Here is a 24,622-nt window from a genome sequence, read left to right as displayed (position 1 = left end):
TACCTCATTAATAGCGAACTTAATGAGGTATTCGCATGAACCAATCGTCCTCTGCTTCTACGCAATCGTCATCCGAACTTTCAGAGGTGTTATCACGCTGCTTAACGCCGAGTCTAATGCCTGTTCGTTATCTTAATACCCCTAGACCACAGCCTTGCCCGGTGATTTGGGCGTTATCTTTCTTACGTCGCAGCATGATTCATGAGCGCGATTTGGGTGATCAATATGGTGCGATGGCGTTAGCCAGCGTAAGCGAAGTGTTGCAAAACATGGATGCACCGACCGATGCCTTGCGTCGTCGTGCCGAAGCAGAAGCGTACGACTATATTGCCAACTATACTGATTTATTGGCAGAGGCCGGTGCATCGGCACAACTGCTCGAAGGGTATCAATGCGTATTGCAGGTATTGGCAGCGTTGGATTTGGTACGCAAACAGGAATTATTGACCGGGGTGTTGACCAGCTATGCCCGAGTTCAAGAAGTATATGAGGCTATGTATGTGGCGCACAGGTAGTATTTTATTGTTGTCGATTATCTCGGCGGCGGTTCAGGCTGAAGGTCTTTATTGGCGTAATGATGTGAATGGCGGTGTTGAAAGTGGCGCCGGAACACGATTTTCGTCGAATGAATTGAGTTTGACCATTCCACTAGAACGCAAAAGAAATGGCAGTGAAGATGTATCTACCGCACTCAATTTAGATTTAACAGAGTTCCGTTGGTCGGGTACTACCGCTGCGCAGAATGAATATTATTGGATCTCCATGCCGATTAGTTATCGTCAGCGGCGTAGTGGCGGCCAAGAGTTCTACATTCGTGCAGAACCGGGATTGATGACCGATTTAAATGCCTTGGAAGGTAAAAATATCGGTGTGAATTTGGAATTAAGTGGCCGCACCTATGTGTCTAAAAGCGATTTTTGGCAATACGGCATCATAGTTGATCGTGAATTTGGCGATTTTAATCCGCGACCTTTAGTCGGTTATGCCACTAAGCCGACGGCACAAACAGAAATGTTATTGGGGTTTCCTAAAACGTTAATTCAGACCCGTTGGTCTCGCGAAGTTTCAACGTACTTATCGATTCGTCCTGCGGGTGGGGTATGGCGTGAAGAAGTTACTTTGGACGCAGCGGCTACCGCAACACCGAGTGTTTCCGATGTTAAATACACCAACTGGCGTATGGGTGTCGGGGGGGAATTTCATTGGCGCGAACGCTTTTGGTTAAACGGGGAAATAGGTCAATTGCGTAATCGTCGCATACGTGCAACCGATAATACCGGTGTTGAGGTTGTCGCAACACCGGGGCAAGACGCTTATTGGCAAATTGGTATTACGGCTCGGATGCCTTAGCCGAAGGATCTGTCATCTCTGAATCAGCTGGCGCCTGTTTGTTATTTAAAATTGGGCTTGGGGCCGCAGTGGTATCTGCGGCCTTTTCATTGGCTAATAATGTTTGGCTAGCGCGCATCTTTCGTTGCGTTGCCCAGTCGCTCATTAACCGTTCTAGCTCTCTCGGTGTTACCGGCCCAAAACTCAATAGTGCGCTATGAAATTCTTTTAAATTAAAGTCATCCCCTAATTGTTTTTTAGCTTTTTTACGCAAATTTTCTAATGCCCAATTACCCATGACAGCGGCTGTTGCTACGCCCGGATGGGTATTTATATGTTGCAATAAAGTACTCATCTGCGTCTCGGTTAAAGGTGTGTTAGCCGCGATAAATTTGCGCGCATCTGTGGCGCTCCAGCCGAGGTGATAGATGCCCGTGTCGACGGCTGCGGCAGCTAAAAGGCTGAGTTCGCTCACTTGTTGACCAAACTTTTCTTCGGCGGTGAAATATCCGCCCATTTCAATGGCAAATTTTTGTGCATATAAAGACCATCCTTCAGTAATTGCCGGATGCGGTACTAGACGCATGATCTCTGCGTTGTCGGGATCGGAGAGTACGGCACCTTCTTGCATGTGACGCCCAGGAATCGTCAGTGCGAAAATCTCAGCCGGTTGATTCTCTCGTGGAACATGAAGTTGTGCCGTAGGATTTAAATAATAAATACCGGGCGTTTCATCATTAAACGCAGGCGCTGAATAGTAAGCTGAAGGCGCTAGCCCTTGACGCTCCATCGAAACTTCTTGAATGGCAAGTGCATACGGAGGTAGCACGGCAAAATAGTGCGGAACCTGTTTTGCCATGTAGCGAATGCGTTGGCGTTGAAAATTAACCAAATCCTCACGTCCAGCGGTGCTCGCTGGGAAGGTATATGAGGCCGCTTGCATGCGCTGATAAAGTGCTTTCAGGGCGGTGTTAATATCCTCAGATGTGGCATTGGGCTTGAGGGCATTGCTAGGTAGCATGGCCAAATGTAAAGCCGCTATCGCATCACGTGCACGCTGATGTATTTCGCTCGGGGCTGCATCGCTACCGCTAAAATAAGCGACTCGTTCATTGTACTCTTCATCTGATAATGGCGAATTATCTTCACGCGTAGGTAACCCTGCTAGAAATAAATGCAAGCGGTCGTAAGCTGGTTTTACATCATTCAGTAAGGCTTCTTTTGCTTTGTTTTTTAATATGCGTGCGCTAGATGGGTGTAGCTGAAGATGTTCGATTTTTAATGAAATATCGCGCCATAAAGGTGAGTCGCTGCCTGCGGTGAATGGAGCTCCAGCGAGTATGCCTGAAATAGCCGTTTGGGCGTCGGCCAGAGTTGCGGCCGTTGGGCGTTTTCCTGCACTGATTTCGTCTTGTATTTGTAATTGCCAGTTACTGAATAGTAAAGGGATACCTTTTAAGCGCCGAATGTATTCGTGAGCATCACCAATATCGGCTACCGGATGGTGGTTAATCAACACGTCAAGAGCATGCAAATGCCAGCTATCGGCGCTGCTCAAGCTAGTACGCGCACCATCATTGGTGTTAGCGCCTAGCCGGAATTCTAGTGTTTCGTTTAGGGTAACTGCAATCGCTCGCTGAGTCGGAGGCAGAGCGGCAACCGGCAAGCTCGTGAGTTGCTGACGAATATCGCGCAAGCGTTGTTGGCGCAGCTCGCGTTGTGTTGCCGTTAGGTCATCCCAACGATCGCTATCGCCTAAGCCTAACTGACTTTGCAGGGCCGGATGTTGGTCAATTTCAAACTGATAGAAATCATTAAAAATTTGATTGGCTGTCGCAAGTGTTTGCGCTTTTTCATCATCGCTGTAATGGGGAACCGATTCATTGTTGATGGATTGTAGTGGTAAACAGGCGGAGAGTGCAAAGAGGGAGACAAGTGCCGTCAATCGGCCAAGTACAGGCAAAATCATGGTGGTAAAAAGCTCAAAAATTTCGTTGGATCGAAGTGTAACAGCAGTTAGGCTGTTTGGTCAGATTTGAACCGTCGTTTGTACTGCGTATGCGTGTTAAAGTCATGTTTTGCAATAGGAAATAGAATTCATGTTGTTTCGCCGTGTGGTAATACCATTCGCCTTCATGCTGCTAGGTGGCATTAGCTTAGCTTGTCAGGCCGTCACGCCGTTTCCGGTATCGAAGCAAATCGACTCTTTCGATAAGGACGTTACTCGTTATCGGTTGGTTTTATCCGGATTAAAGACGGAGCAAGCAACGACATTCGGCGAAGATGAACGGCGCTTGTCAGGTACGCTAAATCGAACTGTTTGGCGTTTACAGGATGATCTTAGTATTGATGAGTTGTTTTCATTTTATCGCGAGCAATTTAATGGCGATGAGCGCGTGCTATACGAATGCGTGGGACTAGATTGCGGGAGTAGTGCGTTTTGGGCAAATGAAGTCTTTGATAATCCGCGTCTCGTGACCCGCGATAAAGATCAGGCCTATATTGCGACGTTAAGTGATCTTGAAGACGGAAAGCAAAAAGTTACTGCTGTGTATATTGCTCGTCGCGGATCGCGTCAGACCATGATCAATGTTGATGAAATGATCACTGCTGACGCTGTATCAGATCGACAATCGTTAACGGCCAAAATAAATGATGAGCTAACTCACAGTGCTGGTTGGTTATCTGGCTTTAAAACGAATAAAGATCAGCTTGATGAGAATGCGAGTCGTGAGTTACTCGATATTTTAGCCAACTTAAATCCAGCGCTTAAAAGCCGCCTTAACTTGGTTGTTCATTGTTACAGTGCTCCTCATATGAAAGACAATTTGAGCTGTTCTGAACGCTTGGCGGAGTCACTGCGCCAGCGTGTCTCTAGCCCCAATAATCCCGTCCAAATATATGCTCAGGGAGCATTAACATTGACGCCAAATAATGATTTGGCTCCAGCGCTACGCTTTGTATTTTGGCCTAGGAGGTAATTGTGAAAAAACGTGTTGCTCTTGCGCTTGGTAGTGGTGGTGCTCGTGGTAATGCTCATATCGGCGTAATTGACGCTTTGGTAGAGCGCGGATATGAAATTGTGAGTGTGTCTGGTTGCTCAATGGGGTCGATTGTTGGCGGCTTTTATTGTGCGGGTAAACTCGATCAGTATCGAGAATGGGCTTGTGGATTAGGCTATTTGGATGTGCTTCGCTTGGTGGATTTTAGTTTACTGTCGAGCGGTGCCATTCGCGGCGATAAAGTGTTTGGTGTGCTTAGCGAGATGCTCGATGGCTGCCTTATCGAAGATTTAGATATCCCGTTCACGGCGGTGGCAACCGATTTGCGTGATAAAAAAGAGATTTGGTTTCAGCGTGGCCTGTTGCGTGATGCGGTACGAGCTTCGTCAGCCATTCCGACGGTGATGAGTCCGGTGCTTTTGAATGGACGTATGTTGGTAGATGGTGGCGTGTTGAATCCGCTGCCAATTACGCCCTGCGTTTCTGCTCATGCGGATCACATTATCGCGGTTGATTTGAATACCGATGTGCCGATGCCGCACGATTTGATGAATACTCTCTCTAAGGTACAAAGTGAGAAGGAGGATTGGTTTAATGTGGTGCTAGATAAAGCCAGTCATTGGTTGGGCAAGTACTCGAAGGGCGCCCGTGAACAAGCCGATGAGAATTTAGGCAAGATAGAGATCCTCAACCAGATGTTTGAAGTCATGCAGTCGTCGCTGACGAAATTTAAAACGGCGGGCTATCCACCGGATCTAATGATTAAAATTCCTACCTCCTGCTGTCAAATGTATGAGTTTTATCGAGCGGAAGAGATGATACGTATCGGCTATCGTATTGCTAGCGAAGCACTTGATGCCTATGAAATGGGACATAGTAGCCTGTATGGTGAGCGTTTAAACTGAGCCTCAATAGCCTAGGGATGGTCGCTAGCGCCTGAATTCGGTAAACTAACAGGCTTTACACTGCCAGCGAATAGCATCATTCCATGAGTCATACCGATATGAACTTTCAGCAACATGCGTCCCAAGCGATCGATGAGTTGCGTACCGTACAGGATATGATTCGATGGGCGGTTAGCCGCATGTCAGAAGCGCAGCTATTTTACGGTCATGGCACCGACAATCCATGGGATGATGCATTGCAGTTAGTAACGCATGCGTTGAGCTTGCCATGGAATTTAGCGGAGGAATGGCGCCACTCTAGATTGACTCGTTGCGAGCGCGAAGCGGTTATCAACGTATTGGAAGCGCGCATCGAAAATCACGTTCCAACACCTTACATCACAGGCATTGCCTGGTTTTGTGGTCAGCCTTACAGCGTTGATGAGCGGGTGCTGATTCCGCGCTCTCCCATTGCTGAGCTGATCGAAGAGCGTTTTGCTGACTACTGGCAGGCCAACCAAGACCCAACGCGCATACTCGATTTGTGCACTGGCTCTGGTTGTATTGGTATTGCTTGCGCGTTGACCTATCCAGAAGCGGAAGTCGAATTGTTGGATATCTCTTTTGATGCCTTAGAAGTGGCAGAGGAGAACATTCATAATCATCAAGTTGAAGATCGAGTAATTGCTTTGCACTCCGACTTATTCGCCTCGGCATCGGGTCGTTATGACATCATAGTATCCAATCCGCCGTATGTGGATGAAGACGACATGGCATGTTTGCCAGAAGAGTTTTTACATGAGCCAGAATTGGCGTTGGCCGCGGGCCAAGATGGTTTAGACTTAGTTCGTATCATGCTCGCTCAAGCCAGAGAATACCTGACTGATGACGGCATATTCGTGCTTGAGGTCGGCAACAGTTGGCCAGCGTTACGCGCAGCGTATCCTGAATTACCATTTAGCTGGCCCGAATTTAAACGTGGTGGTCATGGTGTGTGTGTCTTACATGCCCGCGACTTAGAACGATTAGCTGAAAGCGCCCTTACTCAGTAATAAGAATTCAGAGACGAGAATTTTATGTCTGGAAATACCTTTGGAAAAAGCTTCACCGTTACAACCTTCGGTGAAAGCCATGGTTTAGCATTGGGCGCCATTGTTGATGGCTGCCCGCCAGGAATTCCTCTAACAGAAGAGGATTTACAAGCGGATTTGGATCGTCGTAAGCCTGGTACATCGCGTTATACCACGCAGCGTCGAGAGCCTGATCAGGTTAAAATTCTATCGGGTGTATTTGAGGGCAAAACCACGGGTACGCCGATTGGTCTATTGATCGAAAATACCGATCAGCGTTCTAAAGACTATTCCAATATTGCCAAGACTTTCCGCCCAGCACATGCGGATTATGCTTACACGCAGAAGTACGGCTTTCGCGATTATCGTGGTGGTGGTCGTTCTTCGGCGCGTGAGACGGCGATGCGTGTTGCTGCCGGTGCTATTGCTAAAAAAGTATTGGCAGAGAAGGGCATTCAAATTCGTGGCTATTTGTCTCAACTTGGTCCTGTAAAAATTGACTATGCTCACTTCGATTGGGAACAAGTCAATGAGAATCCATTCTTCTGCCCTGATCCAACCAAGATCACAGAAATGGAAGACTACATGATTGCCTTACGTGAAGAAGGTAACTCGGTTGGCGCTCGTATCAGTGTAGTGGCGAGTGGTGTGATGCCTGGATTAGGCGAACCTATTTTTGATCGTCTTGATGCCGAACTTGCTCATGCACTGATGAGTATTAATGCCGTTAAAGGTGTTGAAATTGGCGATGGCTTTGATGTTGTTGCGCAAAAAGGCACAGAGCACCGCGATGAGATGACTGCGGCTGGGTTTTTAAGCAATCATGCTGGCGGCGTTTTGGGTGGTATCAGTACCGGCCAAGATATCATTGCTCATATTGCGTTAAAGCCGACGTCGAGCTTAGTGATTCCTGGTCGTTCAATTGATAGCGATGGAAATGAAATCGAAGTCATTACTAAAGGTCGTCATGATCCTTGTGTGGGGATTCGTGCGACACCCATCGCTGAAGCTATGATGGCCATAGTGATTGTCGATCATCTATTACGTCATCGTGGACAGAATGCCGATGTGAATTGTTTGACACCTGTTATTGCTGGCCAAGCGCCCGAGTAATGTACGGTGATTGAAATAAAGCGGCTGAGGCCGCTTTTTTTGCATCTATTAAACCGTATCATCGCGTTCTTATTCTTAGGGTTAGTTTTCTTCTCTTCGTTTTCGTAAAGCCACTACAAGCACTTGTTATGACGATGAATTCAACTGCCGCACCAACGACTCGCTTGTCGCTATTTTATGGCTTGTACTTTGCCTTGCTTGGCTGCATTGCGCCTTACTGGGGCTTGTATTTAACCGAGCTCAGTTTTACCCCGCAGGAAATCGGTTCGTTGATGGCCTTGTTTGGTACGGTGCGTATTTTAGCGCCAAACTTGTGGGCCTATTGGGGCCGAAATATCAGTGCCCCTTTAAGAATGGTTCGAGTTGCTGGACTGCTAACTTTGTTCTGCTTTGGCGGAATATTCCTAGTGGATAGTTTTATTGGCGTTGCCTGCATTATGGTGTTGTACGGATTTTTTTGGGCGGCGATGTTACCGCAGTACGAAACAATTACCATGCAAGCATTAGGCAATAAACTAGACGAATACAGCCGAATTCGAGCATGGGGCTCAATTGGTTTTATCGCAGCAGTGATGTTGTTAGGACGGTTATTCGACGATGTCACTATCAAGGCGTTGCCAATATTCATGCTGTTACTAATGGCTGCCATCGTACTTAACAGCTGGTTATTAAAGTCAGCGACGGTGCGTCATAAAGCCACGTTAGCAGCGGGTAATATGTTGAGTTTCTTGCGGCAGCGCAAGGTGATCGCTTTTATTCTTGTTACCATTCTATTGCAAATAGCGCATGGGCCTTATTACACATTCTTCAGTATTTTCTTAGAAGAAAACGGTTATTCAAATTCGCAGATCGGACTTTTATGGTCTATAGGTGTATGCGCCGAAGTTGTTCTGTTTTGGCAATTTGGTCGAATGATGAAATTGTTGACTTGGCAGCAGTGGTTTCTTGTCAGTTTGGCTATGACAGGAGTACGCTGGTGTCTTGTTGCTTGGGCAGTTAATAATGTTTGGGTGTTAGTTGCGGGTCAAACCTTACACGCGTTCAGTTTTGCGGTAATGCATGCCGTATCGATGCGTTACATACAGATGTTTTTCCCGGCTTCGATGCAAGCCCGCGGACAAGCTCTGTATTCTAGTGTGGGATTTGGTTTGGGTGGTGCCATAGGAGCAATGCTAAGTGGTTTGTTGTGGCAGCCTCTTGGTGGGACCGGGGTATTTATGTTGGCCGCATTAGTCGCATCCGTTGCGCTGTTCATTGCTTGGTGGGGACTGCGTGATTCGCAGCATGAATGTAACACTCGATAGATAAGATTTTAGAATTAGAGGGAACACTTGATGCAAATTAATGTCACTTTTGATATGACACCGGAAGAACTTCGCCGCGTGATGGGTCTACCGGATGTTCAGGAGTTTCAGCAAGAGCTGTTTGCCAAAATGATGGAAAAAATGAATTCTGGTGAAGAAGGCTATGATCCAATGAGCCTTTATCAGCCATTGCTGAACGGTGGGGTGAACGCCATGTCTGAATTTCAGCGCATGATGTTTGCCATGATGTCTGGTAAAAGTGACGGTAAAGGCCAGTCTTAAGACAAAGCCGGTCAGTGAAGCTTAGCAATGTAACCTTTGCTCAGAACGATTACTGCTTTCGCGTGATTTTTCTGATGAAATTGCTAATTTAACTGGTAACCGTCATGCAGGTGTAAGATAACTTTACGTAGTATGAATGAACACATTTCGACTAAACCATTGAAGGAGCAATACCATGCAAGAGAACATTCTGAATGCTTTCGCTGAACAAGCCAAAACCATGTACTCACCTATGGCTAAATTCAACAGTTTGTTTGTTGATAACATGGAAAAATTGACTGAGTTTCAAATCAGTGCAATTAAGAGTTACGCGGAAATGGGTCTTTCTCAGTTGAAAAGCGCCGCTGAAATTAAAGATGCTGACACTATGCGCAGCTACACTTCTGCACAAGCAGAAACTGCTACTTCTTTAAACAAGAAAATCATGGAAGATGCGAAAGCTATGTCTGACATGGCGATGGAATTCAAAACTCAGATCGAAGGTATTATGGAAGAAGTTCGTAGCACTGCAGCGACGACGGCTTCTACTGCTGCAAAGCCAGCACCTAAAGCTAAGACAGCGGCTTAATTAGCGCTAGTCGTTAAGGCCACCAATGGGTGGCCTTTTTTAATGGACGGTTTTTGAATTACTTGAGACTTCCTCAAGGTGAAGGACAATGGGTGGCGTATGAGTGTTTCAGCGGATAAGTTAGAAACGGCTGTCGGTGATATTTTAGAAATGACAGCTAAGGCAACAGAGCAAGGCAGTAAGCTTTGGGAGAAATTAATAAACCAGCCAACGACTGCAGATGATCCAGCTGCGTGTGTTCTAAACGATTTCAGCGAAGCGTTCCGCGAACTAGGAGAAGCCATGATGGCTCATCCAGGTAAGATTGTTGCGGATCAAATGGAAGTATTGAAAAAGCAGCAGGAGCTTTATCAGCATACAGTATTGCGATTTTTGGGTAAGGACGTAGGTCCGGTTGTTGAACCCGAAAAAGGTGATAAACGTTTTGCTAGTGAGCAGTGGTCAGAAAATCCCTTATTCGATTACATCAAGCAATTATATTTATTGCAGGGGAATGGCCTCATGAAAATGGTTAAAGATACCGACGGTATTAGTGACCATTCTCGTAAAAAAGTAGAATATTTGATGCGTCAATACGTGAACGCATTAGCCCCCTCTAATTTCGCCGGTCTTAACCCTGATGTTATTAACAAAACATTGGAAACCGGTGGCGCTAATTTAGTAGCAGGCATTGAGCAATTAACGGAAGATTTAGAAGCCAGCGCTCAAGGCTCTCTGAACGTGACCATGACCGATACGTCGGCTTTCCAAGTGGGTCGCAACGTTGCTACAACACCGGGTAAAGTCATCCACCAAAATGACATGATGCAGTTGATTCAATATGAACCAACGACTAAGACGGTATTTAAACGTCCACTGTTAGTCATCCCACCTTTTATCAACAAATATTACATCATGGATTTGCGTGCTGATAACTCCTTGATTAAATGGTTGGTTGATCAAGGCCACACAGTATTTGTAATTTCTTGGGTGAACCCAGGGCCGTCGTTACGTAATAAGGGCTTCGACAATTACATGCTGGAAGGCCCAGTAGAGGCTTTGGATGTTATTGAAACCATTACGGGCGAAAAAGAATTTAATGCTATCGGGTATTGCCTAGGTGGTACTTTACTGTCGGCGACTCTTGCCTACCTTAAGAAGAAACGTCGTGAACCGATTAAGTCGGCTACCTTCTTAGCTACTTTGATTGATTTTAGTCAGCCGGGTGAAATCGGCGTGTTCATTAATGAAACCGCGATAGCGGGCATTGAAAAGCAAATGAATATGCTTGGCTATTATGACGGTCGTCAAATGGCTTTTAGCTTTAACTTATTACGTGAGAATGATCTGTTCTGGTCATTCTTTATTAATAACTATTTGAAAGGTCAGCGTCCCGCGGCATTTGATTTGTTGTATTGGAACTCTGACAGCACGAACCTGCCAGCGACGATGCATTCGTATTACCTGCGTAATATGTATTTGAATAATCGTTTGGTCGAAAAGAATGCATTAGAACTTGATGGCGTGAAGATTGATTTGTCGGCAGTTAAGATACCAACGTATTTCTTGTCGGCCTCTCAGGATCATATTGCCTTATGGCAGGCGACCTACAAGGGTGCGCAAGCCATCGGTGGTAAGCCACGCTTTGTGCTTGGTGGCTCAGGTCACATTGCCGGTGTCATCAATCCTCCAGCTGCCAATAAGTATGGTTATTGGACCAATGACGCTGGCGCGTTACCAGAACAAGCGGACGATTGGTTTAAAGCAGCCGAAAGTCATTCGGGTTCTTGGTGGGTTGATTGGCAAGAGTGGGTTCAAACTCAAGGTGGCACCGAAGCCGTTGAACCTCGCGTTCCTGGTAAAGGTCCAGTGGCTGCCATTGAAGATGCGCCGGGTAGTTATGTGAAGCAACGCATTGTTGATGTGTTGGGTAAGTAACCCCTCGTGTGTATGGTTTGCCGGTGCTGAATTAGTAAGTATTGGCCAAATCATTGAAAACTAACAAAAACGGCGCTTCGGTGCCGTTTTTGTTTGGGTGGATTTCCGTTATTATCAATGTCATAACAAGTGCTGGGTGCGACCAGTAAGCAAAGCATTAAGAGGAGCATACGTGTCTCAATTTGATCAAGAATCCATTGTGTACGGAGTCATACGCCATATTCCGGCAGCTGATCCTTTTGGTTCTCGTCGCGAGCGCCGTGTTAATTGGGCTGCTATTCAGGCATTACCGTTAGGTCTGGATGAGGATTGGTCGCTATTGAAGCGCGAGATGTTTTCTATGCCTGGTGAAGATGTTTTCAGTGGCACTTATCAAACTCAGTTAATGCATTTTGCCGCATCTTACCGCGCTGTAGAGTACGAGTGGGAAAACTGGTTGCGCCAGTTTGAAGCCTTGCTAAAAAGTATGTATTGGGTGTCTGCTACAGTGCATCTTGAAACTGAATTGTCGGGTAAACACACCTTTAGCTGGCAAGCTGATGAAGGCCACTTACCATCCGATGGCGAACTTCGCATGAGCTGCGAATGGGAACGTGAGGCTTCTTTTGCAAATTGATGATGCGCCTGATGAAGGCGTAATTGCGATTCCTTACGAGCGTCTTGATAAGGCCACACTTGATGCTATCGCCGAAGATTTTGTCACCCGAGAGGGCACTGACTACGGCGATGTTGAATATTCTTTGCAGGATAAAATAGCCCAAGTAATTGAGCAGCTGCGCCGTGGTGAAGCTACCTTGCTTTATGATCCTGTGCAGCAGACTTGTCATATTCAACTTACAGCAACCCTGCGCCAGTTTGGCTGGCAACCATAGGCTTTAATACCCGTCAGGCTAGTCGTAATGATCGTTTGGCACTTTTCTCCGCGCGATATCGCGTACCAAAAAACGCACTGGTAATACGGCTTCTAAAATTGTGCGACTGACGCAAGAACTGCGACCGGTTATAAGGTCGGTCAGTATTTCTGCGCATAAGGGTGCCGATACCAGTCCGCGTGAACCGTGACCAATATTCACGAAAAGTCCGGGTATTAACGGCGCCTCGACCTGCGGTATTTGCTTAGTGTTTTTACTTAACTGCTTAAATGCTTTGGCAAAAGGACGAGTGTCCGCAAGTGGGCCGACCATAGGTAAATAATCGGGAGTGGTGCAGCGAAAGCCGACACGGCCACCGACAATCTTGTTATGTGTCGCCATCGACTGCCATTCATCACCAAATTCTTTGAGGTGATCAAGATTGGTTTGATGATCACTGTCGCGCAGTTCTGTACTGGGATCATTCAAATTATAAGTAGCGCCCAAACATAATTGGCCGCTAAGTGGTGGTGCCATATAACTGTTAGCACACAGTACATGAGGCATAGCGGGTGCGGATGTTGCGTCTAAATACGTTAGCTGGCCTCGAATATTCTTAACCGGCAAATAAGCATCCGTGAGTAATTCTTTCGCTTGCCATGCGGTGGCGATCACTACAGTCGATGCTGAGCGTTGCTCGCCAGAGGCAAAGCTGAGCTGCCATAGGGCATCATCTCGATCAGTGGGGGTTAGACCGGTTAATTCAGCCTGTTCAAAGCGAATGTTGGGATGGCGCACTAAGGCTTCGCACAACCGAGCGGGCGCCACCCATCCTGCTTGCGGATAAAATAAACCGTTATCGCGGACTTCAATTAAAGCTGATGGTGGTTGGCGGATAGCGATAAATTGCGCTTGGCGAGCCGCTTCTTTTTCGCTGCTTGCAAGCTGCATTACCCCACAAGATTGCCAGCCACGATTATGCTCATCGCCGTCGCCTAACTGTGCTTTCACGGAGCGCAGGGCGAGTTCGTAAGCCTCTAGATAGAAGTCGGTATGAGTGGCTTTGTCATCGGCAGCCAGTTTTACGTATAAGCCGCCTTGTGGATTACCTGAGGCGCATTGAGCAATGCCTAGGGCGTCTATCAGAGTAACCTTAAAACCGGCCTCTGCCAGCGAACGAGCGCTGTGACAGCCCGCAAGTCCGGCACCGATAATAGTGACTTCTCGATTACCCCTCGGGTTTGGGGCTATTAGCCATGGCTCTTGTTGAAAGTATGGTGGTTGTTCCGGCCCGCACTGAGCATGATAAATACCTGCCAGCATATGACGTTTGCCGCCGAAACCCTCGGGATTATGTACTTTAAAACCGGCACCTTGTAGCCCTCGACGAACTTGGCTGGCGGCGGTAAATGTGGCGACACTCGCTTCCTTACCTGGTTGTGGGTTGCGGCTTAAGTGACGCATCCGTTCATACAATTCATCGGTCCACATTTCTGGGTTTTTAGCAGGTGAAAATCCATCCAAATACCATGCGTGGACTGGGCCTGTTAATTCTTTTAGGGCATCGTGAACGTCGGCAAAAATCAAGGTCAAACTGATGCGTTGCTCGGGCCAACGTAGGTGGTGAAAACCTGAGGTTAAGTGCGGGTATTGCTCTAATAATGCTTGTGTAAGATCAGCAAGTTCAGGCCAAAGTGCCAATGCTTGGGCTAATTGTTCTTTGCTAAGCGGATATTTTTCGATACTGGTGAAGTGCAGCCAAAGATCGTTTTCTTCGGCTGACTCTTGTTGACTGCGCTGTTTATTACTTTGTTGAAAAGCACGCCACGTTGCTAAAAAATTCAGCCCCGTGCCAAAACCGGTTTCGATAACGCAAAAGGGGCCTTGCCATGTCGCCCAGCGTTCGCGTAATTGGTTGTGTTGGATAAACACATAGTCGGTTTCTGCTAAGCCATTTTTTAACGAAAAATAAGGGTCGTTAAATTGAGTCGACACTGGTAATCCAGCTTCGCTCCATTTTAAGGCAAGATTTGCAGTACTGACGCTAGCTTCAAAAGCTTGGCATATTTCAGATATTTGGTTTTCTTCTGACACTGGCGGCGCTATGAGTTAGAGAATAGAGCCGGTAGTTTACCGTGCTGTCGGTGCTGGCGTACACTCGCGGCCTTGTTTAGCTGCCTGTTTTGGAGATTAGGGCTGTGATGGACATCCTAACTGTTCTATTTCCAGTGCTGGTATGTGCTCTAATCGGTGCATTATGGGCACGTTCGGGCACGAATTTCGACACCGATTTTATCTCGCGCTTGGTGCTGAATGTGGGTGCTCCGTGTTTAATGCTGTCGGTTCTTGGCGGTGTTGAAATAGACCTTGTTGCGTTCAATCAAACCGCTCTGGCGTGTATTTTAATCGCCTCACTGATGTCGTTAGCTGGTTGGCTCATTCCCAAAGCCTGCGGCGATGATGTTCGCACTTACTTTCCGTCGTTTGTTTTTCCTAACGTGGGCAATATGGGTCTTCCCGTTTGCCTATTCGCATTTGGTGACGAAGGCCTGGCGCTAGCTTTAGCTTTCTTTATGATGCTGTCTGTAGCGCACTTTCCCGTGGGTATTTTAGCCGCTGGTGGAAGTCAAGCAGGGGGTTGGCGTGGCTTGTTTAAAATGCCGATTTTATATGCCATAGCGTTATCGCTGTTGTTGCTTTGGTTAGATGTGCGGTTACCCGAATTGCTGCAGAACCCCATCGTGCTGATTGGCGGAATGACCATACCTTTGATGCTCATTACCCTTGGCGTGTCGTTGGTGCGCTTACAGATTACCGCGTGGCGTAAAGCCTTGTTCTACAGCGTTTGTCGAGTGGCTGGAGGCTTGTTGGCAGGTTTGCTGGTGGTATGGTTATTGGAGCTAGAGGGGATTGTACGGGGCGTGGTGTTATTGCAGGCATCAATGCCCGTAGCCGTATTCAATTACCTATTTGCCGTGCGCTACCAGCGCCAGCCCGAAGCTATTGCCGGGCTGGTGGTCACTTCGACCTTGTTGTCGTTCGTGACCTTACCGCTGCTGCTTTGGTGGTTACTCTGATGCTTTTGGTGCATCGTCGATAATACGCACATCGTGCAGAACAATCGGCTGTACCGGTACATCGCGAGCACCGGTCTGGCTGTTTGCTATCGCATCCACCACGGCCATTCCAGTCACCACTTTACCGAATACGGCATAACCAAAATCACGCACGCCATTGTTTAAAAAGGTATTGTCTTTTACGTTGATAAAAAACTGGCTAGTAGCGCTATCAACAGATGCAGTACGTGCCATAGCAATGGTGCCACGATTATTTTTTAAGCCATTATCAGCCTCGTTTTTAATGGGCGGTTGTGTGGCTTTTTGACGCATGTCAGCGCCAAACCCGCCGCCTTGTACCATGAAGTCTTTGATAACGCGGTGAAACACAGTGCCGTTATAATGACCAGAGTTCACGTAGGATAAAAAGTTGGCAACGCTGATCGGCGCTTTGGTTTTATTCAGTTCTAATTCAATATAACCAACGCTAGTGTTCATTCCGACCAGAACAACCTCGTCGGGGGCGGCAGCTTTGCTGTCGGCCGCAAAGCTAGAAATACTGAACAGTAGAGCGCACAGTGTCATCATCAAACGCATGGTTAATCTCCAGAGATAATTTGAATGTCTAAACCTACGGTAAGAATACGCTTTTGTGAAGGCTGTAAATGGGGTTTACGTGCAGGTTGGTACGCACAAGAGCTATTTAGTACATTTAATGGCCAATTAGCGGGTATTTTTATGGAAGTGGGAGAGTCGGGCGACTTTCAGGTGTGGGTAGACGATATTTGCTTATGGGATCGAAGAAAAGATGAGGGCTTTCCAGAAGCGGCCGATTTAAAACGACGTTTGCGTGACGCGATATCGGCGGAAATGTCTTTGGGTCACTGCGATCTGCCTGAAAGACAGATCACAGATAACGCCGGTGCTGACCAGAGCTAACTCAGCTCCAGCCACTGTTATTGCGCTTGCCGCGTAATCCAGGTAATACCAGCCCGGCAAAGATGCCGATAAATACTAAGCCGCCACCATAGAGTAAAAAGGTCTGGCGGCTGTCGTCGCGCAACTGAGCGTTTTCATTAGTCATGGTTTCAACTTGAATTTCCAGCTCTTGATTGCGTAGCGTGAGCTTTTTGGTTTTCTCGTCCAATGCCAATGCGTTGTCGGAGATGCTCATAATACGCTCTAATTCTTTTTCTAATTTAGCGTTGTCGCGAGCTAAAGTAGAACGTTCGCTCTTTACTGTTTCCAGTTCGGCTTGCAATTCACTACTCTGACTTTGCGTCGTGGATTTTTCTGCACGTAATTGTTCTAGTTCACGATTGGCTAGAATCAGCTTCTCTTTCGCAATAGGCTCATTTTCAAGGAAGCGGGTCAGTACCCAACCTTCAACCCCCTTGTCGGTTTTTACCTTGGTGTAACCTTCGGTTTCGTTTTCTTCTAATACGATTAAGTGCTCACCACTTTGAATCACTTTTAGAATCCGGTATTCCTGACTAGGACCCGAGCGCAGTTGAATATAGAGTTTGTCGGAGACATAGCGCTTCTCAACGGCAGAGGCCGAGATAGCTAGCAATAGGCCAGCGAATAACAGGACGACACGTTTCACAATCGATACCTTTATTGTTGTTGTAAAAATTTAGGGAAGTACACGCTTAAATGGCTTAACGACTACCCGTTCGTATACACCAGCACTTACATAAGGATCTGCATCAGCCCACTCTTGGGCATCGTTCAAACTGGCAAATTCGGCGATAACTAAGCTACCGGTAAATCCTGCATCACCAGGATTTTCGCTATCAATGGCTGGGTGAGGTCCGGCAACCAGCAATCGACCTTCTGCGGTCAGTTCTTGCAAGCGCAATAAATGTGCAGGACGAGCTGCAAGGCGCTTGTCTAAGCTATTACTGACATCTTGGCTAATAATGGCATACCACATACTTATTCGTCCTCGTGGTTTATGTAACGGTACAAAAACAGCGACTGGCCTACAATAAACAGGATGGTCAGGCCAAGCAAACCGAATAACTTAAAGTTAACCCAAGTATCTTCGGAAAAATGGGCCGCTACATACAAATTGGCGGCTCCACTGAAGAAGAAGAAGAGCACCCATGCATAGTTTAAACGTACCCATAATTCGGGGGGTAACGACATATTGCCGCCCATCATGCGTTCGAGAATGGATTTTTCTGTAAACAACTGGCTGAACAAAAATGCTGCGGCAAATAACCAGTTAACGATGGTGGGCTTCCATTGGATAAATTCTTTATTTTTAAACGCCACGGTCAAGCCACCTAACACGATCACCAATGCGAGGGTTACTAATTGCATTTTTTCAACATGTCCGGTTTTGTACACCGTATAAGCAATTTGCATAATTGTGGCGGGAATTAGCACCGCAGTGGCTAAAATAATGGGGTCGAGAGATCCTAATATGTCGGCATTTTCTGAACCGATAAACGGCGTTACGAGTTCAACTGTTTCTGGGGCAAATTTGTAGACCAAGAAAAAGATGACGATGGGCAAAAAATCGATTAGTAACTTCATTCGCTAGTTGGCTTCTGTGCATTTACAATGAAGGGCATTATGTATTAACCCACCACGAGCGTCCATGTGAACTCCGAAATTGATCTGCATTGCCACAGTACCGCCTCAGACGGCAAATTATCTGCACCCGATGTTGTCAGTCGGGCAGCTGAGCGCGGGGTGAAGATCTTGGCGATTACAGACCACGATACTGTCGAGGGGTTCCGTCTGGGGCGCGAAAAAGCGGCCGAAGTTGGAATTAAATTGATTTCTGGCATAGAGCTGTCATGTGTCTGGGGTGGGATCACAGTGCATATTGTTGGTTTGAATTTCGACCCAGAATCCGACGTGATGCGGGCAGCTGAAGCGGCGCAAACCGCCGCGCGGGAATCACGCTCGCTGTTGATTGCTGAACGCGTCGGTAAGCGCATTAAGCAAACCGTCGATCTGGATGCCGTGCGCGAGTATGCCGGTGGCGAGGCTATTGGGCGGCCACATTTTGCTCAATACATGATTGATCAAGGTTGGGTGCCGAATATGGCAGCGGCCTTTAATAAGTATCTGGGGGCAGGCAAGCCGGGCGATGTGAAAGCGAGTTGGCCAGAACTCGCCCAAGTAACTGAGTGGATCGTTGCGGCTGGCGGCACGGCCGTCATGGCCCATGCTCATTTATACAAGATGACGCGTACTAAACTGAAAGCGTGTTTGCAGGATTTTAAAGATGCAGGCGGCCAAGGGTTAGAAGTAGCTTACGGTAATATGGATGCCAACCAGCTCGGACAAATGTCGGCGTTGGCACGAGAAATGGATTTATTAGGTTCTTGCGGAAGTGATTTTCATGGTCCTAATCGATTTGGTTTGGATTTGGGGGTAATGCCTGCATTTCCGAAGGACGTGACGCCAGTATGGGCTTCATGGTCTTAATTTTTTAGAGGTTAGAGTGTGAGTCAGTTTTTCCAAATACACCCAGAAAATCCCCAGCAACGTTTAATCAAACAAGCGGCTGAGATTATTCGCGGCGGCGGTTTAGCCGTCATTCCTACCGATTGCGCCTATGCCTTAGCGTGTCGTTTAGGTGATAAAAATGCGACTGAGCGCCTGCATCGTCTGCGTCAGCTGGGTCCTAAGCATAATTTCACCTTACTGTGCCGTGATTTGTCCGAGCTATCGTTATTCGCAAAGGTCGATAACAGCCAGTATCGCTTGTTAAAGGCCCATACGCCGGGAGCTTTTACCTTTATTTTGCCGGGTACGCGTGAAGTTCCAAGGCTGCTGATGCATCCGAAAAAACGCACCATTGGTATTCGAGTGCCGGCCAATGCGATTGCGATGGCATTACTAGAAGAAATGAACGAACCCTTAATGACGACGTCTTTGATTATGCCGGGCGAGATCATGCCTTTGTCAGACCCTTACGATATTCGTCAAATGCTAGAACATCAGTTAGATCTCGTTGTTGACGGCGGTTATTGTGGCATTGAGGCCACCACAGTCATTGATATGACGGAAGACGCACCAGAGCTTCTGCGTCAGGGTGTTGGAGATGCTTCCGCATTCCTGTAAACCTCGTCTTAAAACCGGTATGATGGCGCGCTTTATTATTGGCAGAGTCAACGAGTAAGCCACATGAGCAAACAGCGTGTATTAACCGGTATCACCACCACGGGTACGCCGCACTTAGGTAACTATGTTGGGGCTATCCGTCCTGCGATTGAAGCCAGCCGCGATACTAACAATGAATCGTTTTATTTTTTGGCGGATTACCACGCCCTGATTAAGTGTCAGGACCCTGCGGCGGTGCATCAATCGACCAAAGAGATTGCTGCTACGTGGCTAGCGTTGGGCTTAGATACAGATAATGCCGTGTTCTATCGCCAATCAGATATTCGCGAAATACCAGAACTGACATGGATGCTGAATTGTATTTGTGCCAAGGGTTTGATGAATCGTGCCCATGCCTACAAAGGCGCTGTCGACGTCAATATCGCTGAAGGCGAAGATGCTGATAAAGCCATTACGATGGGCCTGTTTAGCTATCCTGTGCTGATGGCTGCTGACATTTTAATGTTTGGTGCGCATAAAGTACCTGTTGGCAAAGACCAAATTCAGCACGTTGAAATGGCGCGCGATATGGCTCAGCGTTTCAACCACATTTACTGCAAAAAAGAACCTTTGTTGACGCTACCCAACTTCCAAGTTGATGACAATGTTGCAGTTTTACAGGGTTTAGACGGTCGCAAGATGAGTAAGAGCTACGGCAATACCATCCCGCTATTTCTAGGCGAAAAACAGCTGAAAAAGCACATCAACAAAATCAAAACTAATTTGCTTGAGCCGGGTGAAGCGAAAGACCCCGACACTTCAACGGTTTTCCAAATTTGGCAAGCTTTTGCTACACCAGAGCAAACAGCAGAAATGCGCCAAGCCTTTGCCGATGGCATTGGCTGGGGGGATGCTAAAGCTCAGTTGTTTGCACTTGTTAACGCTGAAGTAGCTGAAGCCCGTGAGCGCTATGAAGACTTGATGGCACGTCCTGCGGATATAGAAGCCGAGTTACAAAAAGGTGCGATCAAAGCCCGCGCCGTCGCCGCGCCTTTGTTAGAGAAGATCCGTGCGTCGGTCGGTATTTTCGGTTTGGCGTGAAGCCAACAGCAATGCTAGGGTATCTAGTCAGCCTCGTGAGGATTACGAGGCGTTCGAATTTAATAGGAAAGAGGAATTAAATTGAGTTCTGTTGATCCGCAGAGGCGGGTGGTATCGGGTATGCGTCCTACGGGGCGTCTTCATCTTGGGCATTATCACGGCGTCCTGAAAAACTGGGTGCGTCTTCAGCATGAATATGAATGTTTCTTCTTTGTTGCCGACTGGCATGCACTGACGACCGACTATGGTAAGTCAGATCATATCGCTAAGGCGACATGGGACATGGTGGTGGATTGGTTGGCAACGGGTGTCAACCCTGGTTCTGCTAATCTGTTTATTCAAAGTCGAGTGCCAGAGCAAGCTGAGCTGCACATGCTCTTGTCTATGATTACACCGTTGAGTTGGCTGGAGCGTGTTCCTGCTTATAAAGATCACCAAGCGGAATTGAAAGAGAAAGACCTCGCGACCTACGGTTTCCTTGGCTATCCGTTACTGCAAGCTGCCGACATTTTGGCCTATCGAGGCGGGCTGGTGCCTGTTGGTGCTGATCAGGTTGCGCACATCGAAATCGCGCGAGATGTGGCGCGCCGATTTAATCATTTATACGGCAGCGAGACGGATTTCGAAGCCAATGCTGAAATGGCAATTCGCAAGTTAGGTAAAAAGGCGGGGCGTTTGTACAGCGAGTTGCGTCAAGCGTATACCAGTCATGGCGATGCCAATGCCTTATTGACTGCACAAGCGTTGATAAAAGAGCAAAGCAATATCACTCTGGGCGACAAAGAACGCTTGATGGGATATATCGTTGGCATGGGAAAAAGTATCTTGCCTGAGCCGCAAATTATTCTCAGTGATGCGGCCAAAATGCCAGGGCTTGATGGTGCGAAAATGTCGAAATCAAACGGCAATACGATTTCTTTGCGGGCTTCGCCGGATAAAATCGAAAAGAAAATTCGCAATATGCCGACGGATCCGGCGCGGATTCGTTTAACCGATCCGGGTGAACCGACGCGCTGTCCTGTGTGGCAATTTCATGAAGTGTATTCTGATGAGAAAATACGCGCGACCGTACAAAAGAATTGCACCAATGCTGCTTGGGGTTGTTTAGAATGCAAACAGTTGGTGATTGACGCCATTGTGGCAGAGCAAGCGCCGATTCGTGAGCGCGGCAAGCAATATGAAGAGAATACTGATCTGGTTCACAGTATCATTGCCGAGGGAACTGAGCGAGCACGTGATGCTGCTCGAGCAACATTGGAAGAAGTACGCGATGCCATGGGGCTCGCTTATCGCTAAAGCCCAGTATTGTTAATTTTCCGTATCGTCGTAATTAATGTGCGTTAAGTCCGTGAGGCCTGAATGAGCGAAGTCGAAATCACTAACCCTTTGTATACCGGCCGTGTCGGTAGACAAGCGCGTCAGGGCGAAATGCCGTTTGCCTTAGTACAAGGGCAGCCGATGACGCAGTTGCCGTTGGATTTATACATTCCGCCTGATGCACTAGAAGTCATTCTTGAGCAGTTTGAAGGTCCACTTGATTTACTCCTGTACCTTATTCGCAAGCAAAACCTCGATATTTTAGAGGTTAACGTTTCTGACATCGTAGATCAGTACCTGCAGTACATCGAAATGATGCAAGCCATGCAGCTTGAGCTAGCGGGTGAGTATTTGGTTATGGCGGCTATGCTGGCCGAAATCAAAAGCCGTGTATTACTGCCGCGTAATCAAGATGCCGAAGACGGCGAAGAAGAAGATCCGCGTGCCGAGTTGCTACGCCGTTTGCAAGAATATGAACGCTTTAAAGATGCGGCAGAGCAAATAGATGAATTGCCACGACTAGAGCGTGATGTATTTACCGCCATTATTGATGCTCCTGATCGCATTCAGGAACGCGTTCACCCAGAAGTGGACATGCGTGAAATGATGTTGGCTTTGGCTTCAGTCATGCGACGTGCAGAGCGTTTTGAACACCATGAAATTCAGCGCGAGCAGTTATCCACACGTGAGCGCATGAGCGACGTACTCGAAGCGTTGAAAGGCGGGCATTTTGTTCCCTTCCGCAATTTATTTTCGCCAGAAGAAGGAAAGCTCGGAGTTGTCGTTACATTTTTAGCCATTCTTGAGCTAATTAAAGAGTCGACGATTGATATCGTCCAGCATGAATTGTTTGGCGTGATCCATTTGAAATTGAGGGTGGCATGAGTCAACCGGCCTTAAAAATTATTATCGAAGCGGCTTTGATGGCAGCGGGTTCGCCGTTATCGGTAGAGCGCATTCAAACTCTGTTTGATGAAGATCAACAGCCCAGTCCGAGTGAAATTCAACAAGCCTTAACTGAGTTGAAAAACGATCTTTTAGGGCGCGGTATTGAGATTGCTGAAGTGGCGTCAGGTTATCGGCTGCAAGTTAGAGCCAGTGTGGCGGGTTGGGTCGCGCGTTTATGGGAAGAAAAACCACAACGTTATTCGCGTGCCTTGCTTGAAACCTTAGCCCTGATTGCTTATCGCCAACCAGTAACCCGCGGTGATATCGAAGATGTGCGCGGAGTTGTCGTTAGCTCTGGTACAATGAAAACTCTTTTGGAGCGTGAGTGGGTCAGAATCGTCGGCCATCGTGATGTGCCGGGGCGGCCAGCCATGTACGCGACTACGCGCGAATTCCTCGACTATTTCGGTCTTAAGTCGCTGGAAGATTTACCATCACTGATGGAAATTCGTGAGTTGGACGATGCTAATCGTAAGTTGGAGTTAGGTGATGATGCCGAGGCGCGGCAAGCGCCAGCTGCCGACTATCGTTTTACTACCGACGAAGAAGCAGCGGAACGCAGCGCCAGTGTATTGGCTGCTACTGATGAAGATTTAGCCAAAGCCGCCGCGTTACTGGCGCAAGTAGAAGATAACGTGTTTGAAGAAGCCAGCGAAGAGAACGGTGGTGGGCGTAAAGTACGTGATCTTGGCCAGTTGCTAGAGCGCTTAGAGGCGTCGGAAAAAGCCAAACGCGAGCAAGAAGCTCAGGATGCTGACCTGAGTGAAGAAGAATCAACGAGTGATGACACTCAAGAGCGCGTTTCAATGGATGAAGCGCAAGTTAATGAACACGCAGTATCGTCGGGTGACGTGACTGATCGTGTAATCGAAGAAGATAAAAAACCCCATGAATGAACGAATTCAAAAACTGCTGGCAATTGCTGGTGTTGCTTCTCGTCGCGAAGTTGAGCGCTGGATTGCCGAAGGCCGTGTCACGGTTAACGGCGTAACGGCTCAATTGGGCGACCGCGCTGGACGTCACGATGATATCCGCGTTGATGGCCGTAAAATGGAAGTGGAAGAAGCAGGCCGCTCACGTCGAGTATTGGCTTACAACAAGCCGATTGGTGAAGTGTGTACGCGTAACGATCCTGATGGTCGTCCTACCGTTTTCGATCACTTACCAAAAACCAAAGGCGAACGTTGGATTAACGTTGGCCGTTTGGATATCAATACCAGTGGCTTGTTGCTGTTTACCACCGACGGTGATTTGGCCAACAAGTTGATGCATCCATCGACCGGTGTCGACCGTGAATACGCTGTGCGTGTGCGTGGCGAGGTTGACGATGAGATGATCGAGCGTCTTAAAGAAGGCGTGTTGTTAGAAGACGGCGTTGCTCGTTTTACCGATGTGAAATTCTTTGATGGCGATGGCCAGAATAAGTGGTATCACGTCGTGGTTATGGAAGGTCGTAACCGCGAAGTACGTCGCCTCTGGGAAAGCCAAGGTATTACCGTTAGCCGTCTGAAACGGGTGCGTTACGGCTGTATTTTTATGCCGGCCAACGTACCTGTTGGTACTTGGGTCGAGCTAGGCCAGCGAGAAGTGAACGATCTTGCAGATTTAGTCGGTATTAATCATAAGCGCACTAAGCGTATGGTTGGTCGCGAGAAAGAGCAGTTTGATCGGCAGGCGAAACGTCAGAAAATTCGTCAGCAGGTGGGTTCAAAACCTAAGCCACCGAAAGCACCAGAGTAAATTTGGCACTGGTTCGGTGGGACAATTTATTGGCCTGCTAGATGGAATAGAAAAGGGGATTCATGTTTTGCATGA

At 47.6% G+C, this 24,622-nt stretch carries 27 protein-coding genes; 21 read left to right on the top strand and 6 right to left on the bottom strand.

Annotated features, from left to right (window positions below; all coding sequences use genetic code 11):
• The first annotated feature begins 35 nt into the window (after positions 1–35).
• Together TOL_RS11210 and TOL_RS11205 are read left to right on the top strand one after the other, a co-directional pair.
• Positions 36–515: a hypothetical protein gene (locus TOL_RS11210; protein WP_015487443.1), complete on the top strand. Its 480-nt coding sequence runs from the start codon at positions 36–38 to the stop codon at positions 513–515.
• Positions 499–1,350: a hypothetical protein gene (locus tag TOL_RS11205; protein ID WP_015487442.1), complete on the top strand. Its 852-nt coding sequence runs from the start codon at positions 499–501 to the stop codon at positions 1,348–1,350. The genes TOL_RS11210 and TOL_RS11205 overlap by 17 nt, the downstream gene beginning before the upstream one ends.
• Here TOL_RS11205 and TOL_RS11200 read toward each other — a convergent pair.
• Entirely contained in the window at positions 1,331–3,298 is a 1,968-nt protein-coding gene (locus TOL_RS11200; protein WP_015487441.1) for a DUF885 domain-containing protein, read from the bottom strand. The two genes, TOL_RS11205 and TOL_RS11200, sit on opposite strands and share 20 nt — an antisense overlap.
• 130 nt (positions 3,299–3,428) lie before the next feature.
• Between TOL_RS11200 and TOL_RS11195 the strand changes: the two genes are divergently transcribed.
• The 10 genes from TOL_RS11195 to TOL_RS11150 all read left to right on the top strand — a co-directional run bounded on the left by TOL_RS11195 (position 3,429) and on the right by TOL_RS11150 (position 12,341).
• Entirely contained in the window at positions 3,429–4,310 is an 882-nt protein-coding gene (locus tag TOL_RS11195) for a DUF4892 domain-containing protein (RefSeq protein ID WP_015487440.1), read from the top strand.
• A gap of 2 nt (positions 4,311–4,312) precedes the next feature.
• On the top strand, positions 4,313–5,236 hold the full coding sequence (locus TOL_RS11190) for a patatin-like phospholipase family protein (protein WP_015487439.1): 924 nt from the start codon (positions 4,313–4,315) through the stop codon (positions 5,234–5,236).
• 83 nt (positions 5,237–5,319) lie between these two features.
• The gene (prmB, locus tag TOL_RS11185; RefSeq protein ID WP_015487438.1) at positions 5,320–6,267 is read left to right on the top strand and encodes a 50S ribosomal protein L3 N(5)-glutamine methyltransferase; all 948 of its coding nucleotides are present in this window, start codon (positions 5,320–5,322) and stop codon (positions 6,265–6,267) included.
• A 24-nt stretch (positions 6,268–6,291) separates the two neighbouring features.
• Positions 6,292–7,398 (top strand): chorismate synthase, encoded by a 1,107-nt coding sequence (aroC, locus tag TOL_RS11180; RefSeq protein ID WP_015487437.1) that lies wholly within the window; start codon positions 6,292–6,294, stop codon positions 7,396–7,398.
• 128 nt (positions 7,399–7,526) lie between these two features.
• The gene (locus TOL_RS11175) at positions 7,527–8,702 is read left to right on the top strand and encodes an MFS transporter (RefSeq protein WP_015487436.1); all 1,176 of its coding nucleotides are present in this window, start codon (positions 7,527–7,529) and stop codon (positions 8,700–8,702) included.
• Between the two features lie 30 nt (positions 8,703–8,732).
• A complete protein-coding gene (locus tag TOL_RS11170; protein WP_015487435.1) occupies positions 8,733–8,984 on the top strand; it encodes a DUF6489 family protein in 252 nt (83 codons plus the stop codon).
• 175 nt (positions 8,985–9,159) lie between these two features.
• The gene (locus tag TOL_RS11165; protein ID WP_015487434.1) at positions 9,160–9,552 is read left to right on the top strand and encodes a phasin family protein; all 393 of its coding nucleotides are present in this window, start codon (positions 9,160–9,162) and stop codon (positions 9,550–9,552) included.
• A gap of 99 nt (positions 9,553–9,651) precedes the next feature.
• On the top strand, positions 9,652–11,469 hold the full coding sequence (phaC, locus tag TOL_RS11160) for a class I poly(R)-hydroxyalkanoic acid synthase (protein WP_015487433.1): 1,818 nt from the start codon (positions 9,652–9,654) through the stop codon (positions 11,467–11,469).
• A 172-nt stretch (positions 11,470–11,641) separates the two neighbouring features.
• The gene (locus tag TOL_RS11155; protein ID WP_015487432.1) at positions 11,642–12,085 is read left to right on the top strand and encodes a hypothetical protein; all 444 of its coding nucleotides are present in this window, start codon (positions 11,642–11,644) and stop codon (positions 12,083–12,085) included.
• Positions 12,075–12,341 (top strand): YheU family protein, encoded by a 267-nt coding sequence (locus tag TOL_RS11150; RefSeq protein WP_015487431.1) that lies wholly within the window; start codon positions 12,075–12,077, stop codon positions 12,339–12,341. The genes TOL_RS11155 and TOL_RS11150 overlap by 11 nt, the downstream gene beginning before the upstream one ends.
• Before the next feature lie 18 nt (positions 12,342–12,359).
• On the opposite strand, the gene mnmC is transcribed toward TOL_RS11150, so the two are convergent.
• Positions 12,360–14,414 carry a bifunctional tRNA (5-methylaminomethyl-2-thiouridine)(34)-methyltransferase MnmC2/FAD-dependent 5-carboxymethylaminomethyl-2-thiouridine(34) oxidoreductase MnmC1 gene (gene mnmC, locus TOL_RS11145; protein ID WP_015487430.1) on the bottom strand — a complete coding sequence of 685 codons (2,055 nt, stop codon included), beginning with the start codon at positions 14,412–14,414 and terminating at the stop codon, positions 12,360–12,362.
• Between the two features lie 107 nt (positions 14,415–14,521).
• On the opposite strand from mnmC, the gene TOL_RS11140 reads away from it, so the two are divergent.
• On the top strand, positions 14,522–15,397 hold the full coding sequence (locus tag TOL_RS11140) for an AEC family transporter (RefSeq protein ID WP_015487429.1): 876 nt from the start codon (positions 14,522–14,524) through the stop codon (positions 15,395–15,397).
• Here TOL_RS11140 and TOL_RS11135 read toward each other — a convergent pair.
• Positions 15,389–15,973 (bottom strand): peptidylprolyl isomerase, encoded by a 585-nt coding sequence (locus tag TOL_RS11135; RefSeq protein WP_015487428.1) that lies wholly within the window; start codon positions 15,971–15,973, stop codon positions 15,389–15,391. The two genes, TOL_RS11140 and TOL_RS11135, sit on opposite strands and share 9 nt — an antisense overlap.
• 24 nt (positions 15,974–15,997) lie before the next feature.
• On the opposite strand from TOL_RS11135, the gene TOL_RS11130 reads away from it, so the two are divergent.
• Positions 15,998–16,315: an Rdx family protein gene (locus TOL_RS11130; protein WP_015487427.1), complete on the top strand. Its 318-nt coding sequence runs from the start codon at positions 15,998–16,000 to the stop codon at positions 16,313–16,315.
• Position 16,316: 1 nt separating this feature from the next.
• On the opposite strand, the gene TOL_RS11125 is transcribed toward TOL_RS11130, so the two are convergent.
• From TOL_RS11125 to TOL_RS11115, 3 genes are read right to left on the bottom strand one after another with little or no spacing between them, the layout of a single operon-like run.
• Positions 16,317–16,982 carry a TIGR04211 family SH3 domain-containing protein gene (locus TOL_RS11125; protein ID WP_015487426.1) on the bottom strand — a complete coding sequence of 222 codons (666 nt, stop codon included), beginning with the start codon at positions 16,980–16,982 and terminating at the stop codon, positions 16,317–16,319.
• A 30-nt stretch (positions 16,983–17,012) separates the two neighbouring features.
• On the bottom strand, positions 17,013–17,312 hold the full coding sequence (locus TOL_RS11120) for a YciI family protein (protein ID WP_015487425.1): 300 nt from the start codon (positions 17,310–17,312) through the stop codon (positions 17,013–17,015).
• Between the two features lie 2 nt (positions 17,313–17,314).
• A complete protein-coding gene (locus TOL_RS11115) occupies positions 17,315–17,920 on the bottom strand; it encodes a septation protein A (RefSeq protein WP_015487424.1) in 606 nt (201 codons plus the stop codon).
• 66 nt (positions 17,921–17,986) lie between these two features.
• Here TOL_RS11115 and TOL_RS11110 point away from each other — a divergent pair, with 66 nt between their 5' ends.
• The 7 genes from TOL_RS11110 to rluB all read left to right on the top strand — a co-directional run bounded on the left by TOL_RS11110 (position 17,987) and on the right by rluB (position 24,547).
• Positions 17,987–18,823 carry a PHP domain-containing protein gene (locus TOL_RS11110; RefSeq protein WP_015487423.1) on the top strand — a complete coding sequence of 279 codons (837 nt, stop codon included), beginning with the start codon at positions 17,987–17,989 and terminating at the stop codon, positions 18,821–18,823.
• A gap of 18 nt (positions 18,824–18,841) precedes the next feature.
• Positions 18,842–19,462 carry an L-threonylcarbamoyladenylate synthase gene (locus TOL_RS11105; protein ID WP_015487422.1) on the top strand — a complete coding sequence of 207 codons (621 nt, stop codon included), beginning with the start codon at positions 18,842–18,844 and terminating at the stop codon, positions 19,460–19,462.
• Positions 19,463–19,525: 63 nt separating this feature from the next.
• Entirely contained in the window at positions 19,526–20,542 is a 1,017-nt protein-coding gene (gene trpS, locus TOL_RS11100) for a tryptophan--tRNA ligase (protein WP_015487421.1), read from the top strand.
• Positions 20,543–20,623: 81 nt separating this feature from the next.
• Positions 20,624–21,838 carry a tryptophan--tRNA ligase gene (locus TOL_RS11095; RefSeq protein WP_015487420.1) on the top strand — a complete coding sequence of 405 codons (1,215 nt, stop codon included), beginning with the start codon at positions 20,624–20,626 and terminating at the stop codon, positions 21,836–21,838.
• A gap of 63 nt (positions 21,839–21,901) precedes the next feature.
• The gene (locus TOL_RS11090) at positions 21,902–22,744 is read left to right on the top strand and encodes a segregation and condensation protein A (RefSeq protein WP_015487419.1); all 843 of its coding nucleotides are present in this window, start codon (positions 21,902–21,904) and stop codon (positions 22,742–22,744) included.
• Positions 22,741–23,703 (top strand): SMC-Scp complex subunit ScpB, encoded by a 963-nt coding sequence (scpB, locus tag TOL_RS18400; RefSeq protein WP_015487418.1) that lies wholly within the window; start codon positions 22,741–22,743, stop codon positions 23,701–23,703. Before TOL_RS11090 ends, scpB begins: the two co-directional genes overlap by 4 nt.
• The gene (gene rluB, locus TOL_RS11080) at positions 23,696–24,547 is read left to right on the top strand and encodes a 23S rRNA pseudouridine(2605) synthase RluB (protein ID WP_015487417.1); all 852 of its coding nucleotides are present in this window, start codon (positions 23,696–23,698) and stop codon (positions 24,545–24,547) included. The genes scpB and rluB overlap by 8 nt, the downstream gene beginning before the upstream one ends.
• Positions 24,548–24,622 lie beyond the last annotated feature (75 nt).

The organism is Thalassolituus oleivorans MIL-1 (genome assembly GCF_000355675.1).
Lineage (GTDB): Bacteria > Pseudomonadota > Gammaproteobacteria > Pseudomonadales > Oceanobacteraceae > Thalassolituus > Thalassolituus oleivorans.
This window is presented reverse-complemented; position numbering and strand designations above follow the sequence as displayed.

What these genes read in the sequence shown, in the direction of transcription:
- rluB (WP_015487417.1), top strand. Translation starts at nt 23,696, where the DNA reads ATGAATGAACGAATTCAAAAACTGCTGGCAATTGCTGGTGTTGCTTCT.
- TOL_RS11200 (WP_015487441.1), bottom strand. Translation starts at nt 3,298, where the DNA reads ATGATTTTGCCTGTACTTGGCCGATTGACGGCACTTGTCTCCCTCTTT.
- TOL_RS11210 (WP_015487443.1), top strand. Translation starts at nt 36, where the DNA reads ATGAACCAATCGTCCTCTGCTTCTACGCAATCGTCATCCGAACTTTCA.
- TOL_RS11140 (WP_015487429.1), top strand. Translation starts at nt 14,522, where the DNA reads ATGGACATCCTAACTGTTCTATTTCCAGTGCTGGTATGTGCTCTAATC.
- scpB (WP_015487418.1), top strand. Translation starts at nt 22,741, where the DNA reads ATGAGTCAACCGGCCTTAAAAATTATTATCGAAGCGGCTTTGATGGCA.
- prmB (WP_015487438.1), top strand. Translation starts at nt 5,320, where the DNA reads ATGAGTCATACCGATATGAACTTTCAGCAACATGCGTCCCAAGCGATC.
- TOL_RS11170 (WP_015487435.1), top strand. Translation starts at nt 8,733, where the DNA reads ATGCAAATTAATGTCACTTTTGATATGACACCGGAAGAACTTCGCCGC.
- phaC (WP_015487433.1), top strand. Translation starts at nt 9,652, where the DNA reads ATGAGTGTTTCAGCGGATAAGTTAGAAACGGCTGTCGGTGATATTTTA.
- TOL_RS11205 (WP_015487442.1), top strand. Translation starts at nt 499, where the DNA reads ATGTGGCGCACAGGTAGTATTTTATTGTTGTCGATTATCTCGGCGGCG.
- TOL_RS11130 (WP_015487427.1), top strand. Translation starts at nt 15,998, where the DNA reads ATGTCTAAACCTACGGTAAGAATACGCTTTTGTGAAGGCTGTAAATGG.
- TOL_RS11165 (WP_015487434.1), top strand. Translation starts at nt 9,160, where the DNA reads ATGCAAGAGAACATTCTGAATGCTTTCGCTGAACAAGCCAAAACCATG.
- TOL_RS11115 (WP_015487424.1), bottom strand. Translation starts at nt 17,920, where the DNA reads ATGAAGTTACTAATCGATTTTTTGCCCATCGTCATCTTTTTCTTGGTC.
- aroC (WP_015487437.1), top strand. Translation starts at nt 6,292, where the DNA reads ATGTCTGGAAATACCTTTGGAAAAAGCTTCACCGTTACAACCTTCGGT.
- TOL_RS11135 (WP_015487428.1), bottom strand. Translation starts at nt 15,973, where the DNA reads ATGCGTTTGATGATGACACTGTGCGCTCTACTGTTCAGTATTTCTAGC.
- TOL_RS11120 (WP_015487425.1), bottom strand. Translation starts at nt 17,312, where the DNA reads ATGTGGTATGCCATTATTAGCCAAGATGTCAGTAATAGCTTAGACAAG.
- TOL_RS11195 (WP_015487440.1), top strand. Translation starts at nt 3,429, where the DNA reads ATGTTGTTTCGCCGTGTGGTAATACCATTCGCCTTCATGCTGCTAGGT.
- TOL_RS11175 (WP_015487436.1), top strand. Translation starts at nt 7,527, where the DNA reads ATGACGATGAATTCAACTGCCGCACCAACGACTCGCTTGTCGCTATTT.
- TOL_RS11090 (WP_015487419.1), top strand. Translation starts at nt 21,902, where the DNA reads ATGAGCGAAGTCGAAATCACTAACCCTTTGTATACCGGCCGTGTCGGT.
- trpS (WP_015487421.1), top strand. Translation starts at nt 19,526, where the DNA reads ATGAGCAAACAGCGTGTATTAACCGGTATCACCACCACGGGTACGCCG.